The organism is Acinetobacter sp. V89_4, from assembly GCF_029967875.1.
Taxonomy (GTDB): domain Bacteria; phylum Pseudomonadota; class Gammaproteobacteria; order Pseudomonadales; family Moraxellaceae; genus Acinetobacter; species Acinetobacter oleivorans.
Window position 1 is genome coordinate 14,744 of sequence record NZ_JASCAI010000007.1, and the last position, 12,653, is coordinate 27,396.

Sequence of the window (12,653 nt, forward strand, 5' to 3'; positions counted from 1 at the left end):
AATTCTGGTTTGTTTTCTAATTTTAGGAATAAAGATAGAAAAATATACGCTGAAACGCTGTATAAATCTTATACATAAACATTTTGCAACTTATTGAAAAAGAAAATTGTTTGATAAATCCGTACGATGGAAATCATAACTTCAAGTCAATGAGGTTTTCAGCGTATAATACGCGCGATTATTTATCGCTTATGCGATGTATTGGTTTTTCAATTGAGGAGTCCTGCGTGGCCCAATATATTTATACGATGAACCGAGTGTCTAAAATGGTTCCGCCAAAGCGCGAAATCTTAAAAGACATCTCTTTATCATTTTTCCCGGGTGCCAAAATTGGTGTACTCGGTTTGAACGGTGCAGGTAAATCTACCCTGCTTCGTATTATGGCTGGCGTAGATAAAGATTTCTCTGGTGAAGCTCGTGCACAACCTGGAATTAAAATCGGCTATTTAGAGCAAGAACCACCGCTTGATCCAACTAAAGACGTTCGTGGTAACGTTGAAGATGGCGTGCGTGAAGCTTTAGATGCATTAGAGCGTCTTGATCAGGTTTTTGCAGAATATGCAGACCCAGATGCGGATTTTGATGCACTTGCAAAAGAGCAGGAAAAATTAGAATCAATTATCCATGCTTGGGATGCACACAACCTAAACAACCAGCTTGAAATTGCTGCGGATGCTTTGAATCTTCCAGCTTGGGATGCAGACGTAACATTACTTTCTGGTGGTGAGCGTCGTCGTGTTGCACTGTGCCGTTTATTGCTTTCGAAACCAGATATGTTACTTCTGGACGAACCGACGAACCATTTAGATGCAGAATCTGTAACTTGGTTAGAACGTTTCTTGAAAGATTTCCCGGGCACTATCGTTGCGATTACGCATGACCGTTATTTCTTGGATAACGTGGCTGAGTGGATTCTTGAACTTGACCGTGGTATGGGTATTCCTTATCAAGGAAACTATTCTTCTTGGTTAGAACAAAAGAATGCTCGTTTAGAGCAGGAAAATAAACAAGAAGAATCTTTTGCTAAAGCATTGAAAAAAGAACTTGAATGGGTTCGTTCAAATGCTAAAGGTCAGCAAAAGAAAAACAAAGCGCGTATGGAACGTTTTGAAGAGCTTAACTCTAAAGAATTCCAACAACGTAATGAAACATCTGAGATCTATATTCCACCTGGCCCACGTTTGGGTAACAAAGTGGTAGAAGTTGAAGGTATCAGTAAGTCATTTGACGGTCGCGTGTTGTACGAAAACTTAACGTTTACCGTACCTCCAACAGCGATTGTTGGTATCGTTGGTCCAAACGGTGCGGGTAAAACGACTTTATTCCGTATGATGACTGGCGAACAGCAACCTGATACAGGTACTGTGACCTTAGGTGAGTCAGTTAAAGTGGCTTATGTTGGTCAGATTCGTGACACTCTAGATAATAATAAAACTGTTTGGGAAGAAGTTTCTGGCGGTTTAGATATCTTAAAAATCGGTGATTACGAAATCGCATCACGTGCTTATATCGGCCGTTTTAACTTTAAAGGTCAAGATCAGCAAAAACGTGTAGGTGAATTGTCTGGTGGTGAGCGTAACCGTTTACAACTTGCGAAGATCTTACAGTTAGGTGCAAACGTTATCTTACTGGATGAGCCATCGAACGATTTGGATATTGAAACTTTACGTGCGCTTGAGGATGCAATTCTTGTATTCCCAGGTACGGTAATGGTGGTATCGCATGACCGTTGGTTCCTTGACCGTATTGCGACACATATCTTGTCATTTGAAAATGAACAGCCAGAATTCTACGCAGGTAACTATGCAGAATATGAAGCATATCGTCAGTCACGTTTAGGTGATGATGCTGTTCAAAAACGTACGAAATACAAAAAAATTAGCGGTTAATCTCTGCTAATTGAAAAAACCAGCCTAAGGGCTGGTTTTTTATTTTCTATCAAAATCTTAAGAAATAAAAAATTAAAATTCCATAAAGTGATTGAATTTATACTTATATTTTTGATTTATTAAGATTAATATTGCGGCTTAATTTATTAAAAGGTAAATAAACCTTTCTGGAAAATCATGAAAAAATTCAAACTTTATACTATTGCTTTAGGGGTAGCTGTTGCTACACAACTTACTGGATGTCTTTCAGTAAAATCTTATGTTGATCCTGCTTATAAGTCTCTTTCCTATTCAGATATTAAAAGACCAGCTCAACCTATTCCAGTGGTTTTAACTACTGAATTTCAGCGAAATGGAGCCGTTGTTCCAAAAGCTGGTAAAGAACTGCAATCAGCAGTTGAGCGTAGTCTAAGAGCAACAGGCGTATTTTCTCCAACAGCCCAAGCGAATGGCGAGAAGCAAGCAAAATTACATTTAACCGCGAATAATGTGGCTGATTTAGGTGAGGCTGCGGGCAAAGGCGTTCTAACGGGTTTGACTTTTGGTGCTGTTGGTAATGCGATTGCTGATAAATATGAGTTTAAATTTAATTATATTGATGCTCAAGGTAAAGAAGTATCTGAGCGTTACCCACATATGATTTTAACAACAGTAGGAAACAAAAAAGCGCCTATTGAAAATGTGCAACCAATGTCGATTAATGAAGCATTTAATAAAGTTGTTGATGATGTTGTGATTCGTTTTTCTTCTAATTTACAAAAACAGCAATAAACATCTAGTTCAAGTACACAAGCTATTTTTGTGACATATTGCCAGTTAATTTTAAAAACCAGCCTTAGGGCTGGTTTTTTGTTTTAAGAGTGAAAGATCTTACTTATTAAAGTCACCATGTAAATCTGACCATATTAATGATGGAGCTACCGTAATCACATCAAAGGTCATTGCTAAAGGATATAACGCCATACGTGTTACACGTTTAAACGGATGTTTCTTGGTTATTTCATCTTTTTGCTGTAAAGCGACTGGGTAGGGGGCTGCGAGTTGCTGTTTAATCTTTTGATTCTCTGCTTTTTGGTAAATCTTTCCTTTAAAGCGGATGATGGTGAAAGGATAAAAAACTTGTTGTTGATTTTCGATTGCCATGAATTGATTTTTAAAACCTAAGGTCTTTAAAAGTTCCTTTTGCTTTTCATCCATTTGGGAGGTAGGGATATTATAACGAATCGTTATTTCTCCATGGAAATGGGTGGAATCATCCATCTCAAGTACAAGCGGTGATGGAGTCTTTATTGTTCTCTGCTCTGCTGGAATGCTTTTGATAATATTTAAAAGGTTTGAGCTACCGTCAGTCATTAAATAATTATAATCTTGACCAATAAACACAAGGCCTTGTTCTTGCTCATTTTTAACTGCTTGGCCTAATGCAATAATTTGATCGGTTTTTAAAGTGATTGTTTTAATTTCAGTTGTTTCATTTGGTAAAGCAGTGGACAACATATTAGTCGCGCAGCCTGTTAAGCCCAGACAAATTGTTAATATAGATGCAGAAAAAAGCTTGTACATAAAGGTTACTCAAAAGAAATTATTTTTGTCTCGTATAGAGTGAGATAAGTTCTAAATTAAAAAACGGAGATTTATGAATCGAGGTTTTGTAATTTTATTACATGCCTAGAGCCTGTTATAGTGCCTTTGTTCAACTTTTTAGTTCAATGGTGCGCTTTTGCCACGTTCCGCAATTTTTATGTCCGTCTTGTTTAGTTTGCTCATATTCCAGAGTTTATGGAATGTGGCAGCTGCATTTTGCGCGCATGAAAATCAGGAAAAAGCATTGCATCATTTCGGGCATCATGCAGCTTTAGATGTATATCAAGCTTCACATCAAGCTCATACTGAACAGAAAGATGCCGGAAACACCCCTCATAAAGCGCCTTTAAGTTTGCAAGATCATCATGATCATTTGCCTTCATGTTTTCATGTGGTGATGACTGAAGTTGCAAAGCAAGCTGAAACACCTGTTGTGCATGTGCAGGAACTCTCGCAAATTTATCACTGGTCTAATTCTTACCAGTCGCCCCATCTTACTGCTTTAAAACCTCCTCCTGTTTTAACCCCGCTATAGGTGGGGTAGCCAAAACAAGCCCACCGCATCTCTTATTTATTGCGGGGCAAAAACATGTCTTCTATTTTTTCAACTCGAGTGGATTCTACTTCTCACTTAGAGAGTAACGTTAAGATAACGTTAAAAAAGGTTCTAACAATCTCAAGCTTATCTGTTGCCATGCTATTGGTTGGACAAGTAGCGATGGCTCAGTCTGAGATTCAACAAGAACGTTATATTCAAAAAGCAGCCTTTACTTTTGACCAAGCCTTAGAGCAGGTACAAAAATATCAAAGTCAGCAAGGTGTTTGGCAAGCACAGCAGCAAATGGCTGAGGCCAATTTAAAGCAAAGTCGTTTATGGGCCAACCCAAGTTTTTCTATTGAACAAACTGGCTTCCAAAGTGATCAAGAAAAAGAACTCGCGATAGGTATTTCTCAGCCTTTAGATATTTTTGGACAACGTAAGGCTTCGCAAAACTTAGCAAAAGTGGAAATATCAAAAATTGATTTGGCTGAGCAGCGTTATCAAGCTGAACTTGGATTAATCGTTAAATATTTCTGGTCACAAGTGGCTTTGCTTGAGCTTGAAAAGTCTCTTATTGCAGAGCAGCTAGAAGTCAGCCAAGAAAATTTGTTGGCATTGGAAAAGCGTTATCAAGCAGGAAGTATTGCGCAAGTTGATGTAGACCGAGTGCGGATGTCTCACTTGGAAAATCAGCGTTTATATCAACAAGTTGATTTAAAACTTCAAGTTGCGAAACAACAATTGGTGAACTTATGGGGAGGTGGTTCAAGTCAGTTTCAGCTATTCCAAAGTCCAAATCAGTTATGGACATTGGCAGCGAATCTAGAACCCAGCCAAGATGCGCAAAATAATTTGTTAGAGCGTTCTTTCCAGCTAGATGCTCTTGCGCAGCAAGCCAATATTCAACAGCTTAAAGCAAAAGCAAGACCGCAACCTACTGTAACTTTGGGTGTTAATAACACTCGTTCTCCAGAACAGAGTACAGATAACCAAATTCGTTTAGGTGTGGAAATTCCTTTAAATCTTTTTAATCGCCAGCAATACGGAATCAAGATTGCTCAGGCCAAACAAGAGCTATCTCAACGTCAGCAAAGCTTTTATCGACAGCAAAATCAGGTTGATATTGAAACCCTAATGTCAGAGTTAAAAGGTTTACGCACCCAGTTTAAACAACTGAATGATCAGCAAGTTCCTCTTGCTATTCAAGTTCAGCAAAAAACATTGCAAGGTTTCCGTTTGGGTAAGTTCGCTGTTACTGATGTTCAGCAAGCCACCATGCAATTGCAAGACGTGCGCTTACGTAAAGTCGAGCTATTAAAACAAGCTTGGCAAAATTCAATTGAAATTCAAAGTTTGCGTCTTGGGTTAGAACCAGAACAGATCATGGCGAAAGATGCCTTAATGCAACTCAATCAACGTGCTTGGCAACAAAGTCAAACATTCCCAACTCAGGCAGGAGAATAATAATGTCGACAAATTTAAAGAAAAATTCTCAATGGCTTTGGGTCGGGGTGATTGCTGCAATCACTGCACTATTAATTGGTTTACTGGTTTTAAATTCAAAAAATAAATCTAATTCTTCTGAAGCATCGGAAGGTCACGGGCATGCTGAAGAAGAGGGTGAAGAACACCATGAAGAAGGTAAAAAATCGCTGCTACTCACTGCTCAGCAAATGCAGGAACAAAATTTAAAAATTGAACAAGCTGAACTAGGTGAGGTTCCTCAACTTCAAACTTATCCAGCAAAACTGGTTGTGAATACAGACCGACAAGCTCATGTCTCGCCAAGTTTTAGTGGTCGTGTCGAAGCGGTATATGTTGAATTGGGGCAACAAGTTAAAAAAGGGCAGGCTCTCGCAAGCTTATTGGTTCCAGATCTGGTCGATCAACAAGCAAATTTGCAAATTGCACAGTCTAATCTTGATTTAGCACGTCAGGACTATGAACGCGAGCGTAGCTTATGGTCTCAAGGAATTTCTGCCAAACAAGATTATCAACGAGCTTATAACGTTTACCAGCAGGCCCAAATTCAAGTGAAAGCAGCTCGTTCGCGCTTAAGTGCTTTCGGGGCGGGTTCGGGCTCAGGAGGACGCTATACCTTAACAGCGCCAATTGCTGGGATGGTGAGTAATAAAGATATTGTGGTAGGTGAAAACGTACAGCTAGCAGACCAGCTTTTTATTATTAATCAGCTTGATCAGTTGTGGCTGGAGTTTATTTTACCAAGCACCGCAAATCTGAATTTACAGCCAAATCAGCAGATTGAATTTAAATCTTTACAAACAGGGAATGCATTTAACGCTCAAGTTCAAAGTTTAACAACTGAAGCCGATGCTCAAACGGGGCGTTTACAAGTACGTGCCAAGGTCTTGGCAAATAGTAGTGAATTGCGTCCAAACTTGATGGTTAATGTTGAGCTGAATTCTTCAGGCACAACGCAAAAAGTGACCCGTGTAAAAGCTCAGGCGATTCAACAAGTCGAAGGTAAAGACGTTATCTTTATCCCAAAAATGGTGAAAACAGGCTTTGAATTTGAACCTGTCACTGTGCAGTTGGGGCAACGTTCTAAAGATGGTCAGTGGGTCGAAGTTGTAAAAGGTATTAATCCAAGCCAGCGCTATGTGGCAGAAGGTAGCTTCTTGCTGAAATCCGAACTGGAAAAGGGAGAGGCGGAGCATGGACATTAATAAACCTGAGCTACCCAAACCAGAAGGACTGTTTGATAGAGTTATTCAGTTTGCTATTCAAAATGCCATTTGGGTTATGTTATTTGTACTGACTTGGATTGGAGTTGGGATCTGGAGTTATCAAAAGCTTCCTATTGATGCAGTTCCAGATATTACTAATACGCAAGTCCAGATTAATACCCAAGCCAATGGTTATACCGCTTTAGAGGTTGAACAGCGGATTACCTATCCTATTGAAAATGCGATGGCTGGAATTCCAAATCTGGAACAAACCCGCTCTATTTCACGTTATGGGCTTTCCCAAGTCACCATCATTTTTAAAGATGGAACCGATATTTATTGGGCAAGACAACTGATTAACCAGCGTTTACAAGAGGCGGATGGGCAACTGCCTGAATCAGTCGATCCAGTCATGTCTCCTGTTTCTACAGGTTTAGGTGAAATTTACCAATGGGTGGTAAAAGCAAAATCAGGCGTTAAGAAAGCAGATGGTACGGCCTATACAGCCATGGATTTACGTGAAATTCAGGACTGGATTGTACGTCCTCAATTGCAGCGTGTGAAAGGCGTAGCCGAAATTAACAGTATTGGTGGCTACAATAAAACTTATATTGTGTCGCCTGATTTAAAACGTTTGCAGCAGCTTCAGATTTCAATCAATGAATTTCAAACTGCTCTGCAAGAAAATAATGAAAATCGCGGTGCGGGTTTTATTGAAGAAAACGGAGAGCAACTCACCGTTCGTGTGCCGGGCATGCTAAGTAGTGTTGGAGATATTCAAAATATTACTGTAAGTACCAAAAATGGGTTACCAATTCGCGTTGCCGATGTGGCGAATGTCTCTATTGGGCATGATTTAAGAACAGGAGCTGCAACTTACAATGGTGAGGAAACGGTTCTTGGCATTGCCATGATGATGATGGGAGAAAATAGCCGTACCGTTGCTCAGGCGGTTGATACCAAAATTAAGGAAATTCAGCCTACATTACCTAAAGGTGTGGAAATTGAAACGGTTTATGACCGAACCAGTTTAGTAAACAAAGCAATTGCAACCGTACAGAAGAACCTTGTTGAAGGTGCAATTCTGGTTATTGTGATTTTGTTTATTTTTCTAGGAAATTTTCGAGCTGCTTTAATCACAGCCTGCGTTATTCCCCTTTCGATGTTATTTACCCTGACAGGTATGGCTGAACAAAACATTAGTGCCAACCTCATGAGCTTAGGAGCGCTTGATTTCGGGATTATTGTAGATGGTGCAGTTGTTATTGTAGAGAACTGTATTCGACGTCTAGCAGAAGCACAACACGCTTTACATCGACCCCTTACACGAGCTGAGCGATTCAAAGAAGTATTCCTTGCAGCAAGACAGGCCCGTCGACCACTTATTTTTGGGCAAATGATTATTTTAGTGGTTTACCTACCTATTTTTGCTTTATCTGGTGTTGAAGCCAAAATGTTCCATCCAATGGCAATGACTGTGGTGATGGCATTATTGGGTGCCATGATTCTTTCTGTGACATTTGTACCTGCCGCAGTTGCTCTTTTTGTTACGGGTGAAGTGAAAGAAAAAGAAACACGTTGGATGTTGCTTTTAAAGCAGAAATACCGAGATGTCCTCGATCAGGCTTATCAGCTTAAGATAGTGGTTGTTAGTTTTGCATTAAGTATTTTAGTGCTCACAGGCGTGTTAGCTACCCAAATGGGTAGTGAATTTGCGCCACAACTCAGCGAAGGTGATTTTGCCTTACAGCAAATGCGTTCACCGAGTACTGGGCTCGAGCAATCACTGCGAATGCAGGAAAATACTGAAAAACTCATTTTGAAAAACTTTCCCGAGGTAAAAGCTGTTTTTGCTCGAACAGGAACGGCTGAGGTTGCAACTGATGTGATGCCGCCTAATATCTCTGATGCAGTTATTTTACTTAAACCGCATGATCAATGGCCAAACTCTAAAGAGACGCTGGCTGAGTTGCGTTCACGTATAGAAGCTTTTTTAGCGACATTACCCGGTAATAACAGTGAGTTCTCTCAACCGATCGAGCTGCGCTTTAATGAGCTAATTTCAGGGATCCGGAGTGATATTGGTGTCAAGATTTTTGGCGATGATATGCAAGTACTCAACGAGCAGGCTCAAGCACTCGCTCAGAAAGTACAAAAAATTTCAGGTGCTACCGCGGTTAAGGTAGAACAAACGAGCGGTTTACCAGTGTTGAGTGTTGAAATTAACCGACCTCTGGCTGCGCAATACGGATTATCTGCAAAGGCCATTCAAGATATTGTGGCGGCAAGTGTAGGTGGACAAAATGTTGGGCAGATTTTACAAGGTGATAGACGATTTGATTTTGAAATTCGCCTAGAAGACCAGCAGCGTACCATCCAAAACTTAGCCCAACTTCCGATCCAGTTACCAAATGGTGGACTCATCCAGCTTCAAGATGTCGCTAAAGTTGAACGTACCTCAGGTTTAAATCAGGTGGGACGTGAAAATGGTAAGCGCCGTGTCATTATTACTGCAAACGTAGAAGGCCGTGATTTAGGATCATTTGTTCAAGAATTAAGAACAACACTCGCAAAGGAACAACTGCCAGCGGGTTATTGGTTGGAATATGGCGGTCAGTTTGAAAATCTAGCTTCAGCTGCTGCCCGAATGAAAATTGTTGTGCCATTGGCGCTTGCTATGATTTTCATTCTACTCATGGCTGTATTTCATAATGTTAAAGAAAGCCTGTTGGTCTTTAGTGGTGTGCCGTTTGCTTTGTCGGGTGGTCTTATTGCCCTTTGGCTAAGAGATATTCCGCTGTCCATGTCGGCTGGTGTTGGGTTTATTGCTTTGTCGGGTGTTGCTGTTTTGAATGGTCTGGTGATGCTGAGCTTTATTAAAGAGCTTAGAGAAAAATTTGATATTCAAACTGCAACATGGAATGGGGCGATCTTACGTTTAAGACCTGTACTCATGACGGCTTGTGTGGCGTCTCTTGGCTTTATTCCAATGGCTTTGGCAACTGGAACTGGTGCAGAAGTACAGCGACCTTTGGCAACGGTAGTAATCGGTGGCATTATTTCATCTACGATATTAACGCTGGTTTTATTACCGGTCATTTATCGATGGATGAATGAAGGCAAGACAAAAAGTGTTGAGCATTCATAATGTCATCGATTTGAGATATCTTTTTTGATGATAGAGTCAATTCAAAAAAGTGTTTGAAAGAGTTAAAAGTAATGGTGTCTTCATCGTTACTTTTAACTCACCATAAAGATAAATAAAAAGGAGTCCGCAAAATGGGTGGACATCATGGTCATGATCATAGTCATGCTGTAGTGACTGAAGGTAATGCTAAGAAATTAACGATTGCTTTAGCGCTTACGACAACGTTTTTAATTGTTGAGGTCATTGCTGGTTTAATCACACAAAGTTTGGCATTGCTTTCTGACGCTGCGCATATGTTTACAGATGCAGCTGCTTTGGCAATTGCTTTGGTCGCCATTCAAATTTCCAAACGTCCTGCCGATAATAAACGCACTTTCGGTTATCAGCGCTTTGAAATTCTGGCTGCTTTATTTAATGCACTCATGCTTTTTGTGGTGGCAATTTATATTTTATATGAGGCCTATATCCGCTTCTCTAAGCCACCTGAAATTCAAAGTATGGGAATGCTGATTGTGGCGACCATTGGTTTGGTGATTAATCTCATCTCAATGAAAATTCTCATGTCGAGTGCCAATAGCAGTTTAAATGTGAAAGGTGCTTATCTAGAGGTATTGAGTGATGCGCTAGGCTCAGTCGGCGTTATTATCGGGGCACTCATCATTTACTTCACCAACTGGTATTGGGTCGATACGATTATTGCGGTACTGATTGGTTTTTGGGTATTACCAAGAACATGGGTTTTACTTAAACAAAGTATTAATATTTTGCTCGAAGGTGTGCCAGAAGAAGTGGATATTGAGAAGTTACGTACAGATCTGCTTTCTTTAAATGGTGTGGAGAGTATTCACCAACTAAAAGTGTGGGCGATTACTTCTAAAAATATCCATTTAACAGTGCACTTGTTTGCGCCTCAAGCGGACCGTACCAAGCTCTATCAAGATGCTGTTGAAATGCTTTCCCATGAACATGGTATTGGCGAAGTGACCTTGCAAATTGAAGACGATGCCGAGATCAATTGTCAGCATATTGCTCAACATGCTTCACACGAGCATGATGATAAAGAACATTCACATCAGCATTAAGCTGATGTGAACACTTTTTAAATTTCCCATTCATGATTGCAGTCACGGCATTTCCAATGTTTTTGTGACTGCATAAATGCTTGCATAGACAGTTTAAAGTCTGGCAAATCACGCCAAAACATAAAACCTGCTCCTACAGTCACAACAAAAACAACTACTGTTGCAATTTGAAGAGTGCTACCTGCACCATTGCCAAAAATCCACATAAAAATGCTAATCACAACCAAGAGTAAAAGCATAAAAAGTGCAGGAATTAAGATAGCAAGGCTTTTAGGAACTGCTGGTTTTACGCTGTTCATGCCTTGGCTTACAGGCATGATTTTAACACTTTGACATTGAGGGCAACGATATTGCATGAGAACTCCACATTTAGTTTGAATCTATTCTAACGGAAATGTCGGAAAAGAAAAAAATTTGTAAGATATCGATGAAGTGCTGTGAGTTAGCAAAAAAATTACTTATGAATAAACAAAGAAATATAAAAAACTGATGATTTATCCGTACACATAAAAATTAAAATAATATTGTAGAGCATGCTAATCTACAGAAAAATGAAGTGTGATTAGCACTATAAATGAGCTTAAATACTCATAAATAGGACGTGGAATAAATATAAAAAGGAGAGAGGGACTTGGGTCAACAAGATGACAATAAGTCGCAGCCTACAACGACAGCATCGGTTTTAGCTACCCCAGATACCGCAAAACCGTCATTATCTCGTCGATTACTGCATAAGACATTGCAACATGCCCAAGATGCAGTTGGGTTTGCTAGCGACACAACACGTAATATTGCAGAGGTTGCTGACGCGGCTTTAGACGCGCTCGATCAAGTGACTACTCATACGCGACGTGGAGTTGTTGGAATGACAAATCTGGCGGCCGGCACTGTAAGAGATATGGTGTCCGAAACCAGTGAAACCGCACGCCAAGTCGCATTGATAATGGCGCGTACATTTTTGGGGAAGAGTACCTTAACTTTGTACTTACCTGAAATGTTATTAAATAATCAAATCCGTAAGCGCATAGACCGCTCTGAAATTGATGATATTAAAATTAAGTGCGGCAATGATAGTTTCCAAGTCGAGATCGATGGGCATTATCATCGTTTCATGTACCGTTTAAGTTTAGATTTTAAAGTATTGGAATGTCGTATTGGGCAGGAAAAGTTTTTGCGCCTACGTCAAATGGATGAAAGTCTTGATGTCCAGATTCGTCATGGAGGAACGCTGTCAAACTGGGCTGTGCGCCGTATTGGTCGAGTTGGTTTTGAAGTCGTAAATATGTTACCCATTCCATCACTTATTAATCATTTGATTGGTGATATTCCGGGTATCCAACGTGATGGTCACCGTATGTGGTTTATTGACCTAGAGCAGGCAGGATTTATTGACTTTATTAATAACCGATCTTGGATGGTTGAAAAGCTTTTGAGTCTGACAGATTTTAGTATTTTACCTGGTTTGAATATTTTGAGAGAAAGTCGAGAATTGGTCCAGCAATTAGTAGATCAATTTGAAATTAGAGGACTACGGGTACAGTCGGGTCGCCTCGAAGTACAAGTGGGAATTGCAAGCTCATAGAGCATAGTAAAAGCTGATCATTGATTGGCTTTTTATTTTTAGGCAAGAAAAAAGCCACTGACGTTATGCAGTGGCTTTTTAGAATTTGGCGTCCCTACGGGGATTCGAACCCCGGTTACCGCCGTGAAAGGGCGATGTCC

10 protein-coding genes are annotated in these 12,653 nt (G+C 40.1%); 8 read left to right on the forward strand and 2 right to left on the reverse strand.

Annotated elements, in window-relative coordinates:
* Positions 1-227: 227 nt before the first annotated feature.
* Both ettA and QLG01_RS02885 read left to right on the forward strand, forming a co-directional pair.
* The gene (gene ettA / locus QLG01_RS02880; protein WP_107880541.1) at positions 228-1,889 is read left to right on the forward strand and encodes an energy-dependent translational throttle protein EttA; all 1,662 of its coding nucleotides are present in this window, start codon (positions 228-230) and stop codon (positions 1,887-1,889) included.
* A 177-nt stretch (positions 1,890-2,066) separates the two neighbouring features.
* Complete coding sequence (locus QLG01_RS02885) at positions 2,067-2,660, forward strand: hypothetical protein (protein WP_282495791.1); 594 nt, start codon at positions 2,067-2,069, stop codon at positions 2,658-2,660.
* A 99-nt stretch (positions 2,661-2,759) separates the two neighbouring features.
* Here the strand turns inward: QLG01_RS02885 and QLG01_RS02890 are convergent, their stop codons facing one another.
* Positions 2,760-3,452 (reverse strand): hypothetical protein, encoded by a 693-nt coding sequence (locus QLG01_RS02890; protein WP_282495792.1) that lies wholly within the window; start codon positions 3,450-3,452, stop codon positions 2,760-2,762.
* A 157-nt stretch (positions 3,453-3,609) separates the two neighbouring features.
* On the opposite strand from QLG01_RS02890, the gene QLG01_RS02895 reads away from it, so the two are divergent.
* The 5 genes from QLG01_RS02895 (at position 3,610) to QLG01_RS02915 (ending at position 10,931) form a co-directional block, all read left to right on the forward strand.
* The gene (locus QLG01_RS02895) at positions 3,610-4,008 is read left to right on the forward strand and encodes a cation efflux protein, CzcI-like (protein ID WP_199945077.1); all 399 of its coding nucleotides are present in this window, start codon (positions 3,610-3,612) and stop codon (positions 4,006-4,008) included.
* A 54-nt stretch (positions 4,009-4,062) separates the two neighbouring features.
* Positions 4,063-5,478: a TolC family protein gene (locus tag QLG01_RS02900; RefSeq protein WP_282495793.1), complete on the forward strand. Its 1,416-nt coding sequence runs from the start codon at positions 4,063-4,065 to the stop codon at positions 5,476-5,478.
* A gap of 2 nt (positions 5,479-5,480) precedes the next feature.
* Positions 5,481-6,701 (forward strand): efflux RND transporter periplasmic adaptor subunit, encoded by a 1,221-nt coding sequence (locus QLG01_RS02905; protein ID WP_282495794.1) that lies wholly within the window; start codon positions 5,481-5,483, stop codon positions 6,699-6,701.
* The gene (locus tag QLG01_RS02910; RefSeq protein ID WP_282495795.1) at positions 6,691-9,849 is read left to right on the forward strand and encodes a CusA/CzcA family heavy metal efflux RND transporter; all 3,159 of its coding nucleotides are present in this window, start codon (positions 6,691-6,693) and stop codon (positions 9,847-9,849) included. The genes QLG01_RS02905 and QLG01_RS02910 overlap by 11 nt, the downstream gene beginning before the upstream one ends.
* A gap of 131 nt (positions 9,850-9,980) precedes the next feature.
* Positions 9,981-10,931, forward strand: a complete 951-nt coding sequence (locus QLG01_RS02915) for a cation diffusion facilitator family transporter (RefSeq protein ID WP_151822080.1) — start codon at positions 9,981-9,983, stop codon at positions 10,929-10,931.
* Positions 10,932-10,948: 17 nt separating this feature from the next.
* Here the strand turns inward: QLG01_RS02915 and QLG01_RS02920 are convergent, their stop codons facing one another.
* Positions 10,949-11,287: a membrane protein gene (locus QLG01_RS02920; RefSeq protein WP_005300922.1), complete on the reverse strand. Its 339-nt coding sequence runs from the start codon at positions 11,285-11,287 to the stop codon at positions 10,949-10,951.
* Positions 11,288-11,562: 275 nt separating this feature from the next.
* Between QLG01_RS02920 and QLG01_RS02925 the strand changes: the two genes are divergently transcribed.
* Positions 11,563-12,513 carry a hypothetical protein gene (locus QLG01_RS02925; protein ID WP_005300925.1) on the forward strand — a complete coding sequence of 317 codons (951 nt, stop codon included), beginning with the start codon at positions 11,563-11,565 and terminating at the stop codon, positions 12,511-12,513.
* The last annotated feature ends 140 nt before the right edge of the window (positions 12,514-12,653 follow it).

Excerpts from the sequence above, each read along its gene's own strand:
- QLG01_RS02885 (WP_282495791.1), top strand. The coding sequence starts at position 2,067 with ATGAAAAAATTCAAACTTTATACTATTGCTTTAGGGGTAGCTGTTGCT.
- QLG01_RS02890 (WP_282495792.1), bottom strand. The coding sequence starts at position 3,452 with ATGTACAAGCTTTTTTCTGCATCTATATTAACAATTTGTCTGGGCTTA.
- QLG01_RS02900 (WP_282495793.1), top strand. The coding sequence starts at position 4,063 with ATGTCTTCTATTTTTTCAACTCGAGTGGATTCTACTTCTCACTTAGAG.
- QLG01_RS02905 (WP_282495794.1), top strand. The coding sequence starts at position 5,481 with ATGTCGACAAATTTAAAGAAAAATTCTCAATGGCTTTGGGTCGGGGTG.
- QLG01_RS02910 (WP_282495795.1), top strand. The coding sequence starts at position 6,691 with ATGGACATTAATAAACCTGAGCTACCCAAACCAGAAGGACTGTTTGAT.
- QLG01_RS02915 (WP_151822080.1), top strand. The coding sequence starts at position 9,981 with ATGGGTGGACATCATGGTCATGATCATAGTCATGCTGTAGTGACTGAA.
- QLG01_RS02920 (WP_005300922.1), bottom strand. The coding sequence starts at position 11,287 with ATGCAATATCGTTGCCCTCAATGTCAAAGTGTTAAAATCATGCCTGTA.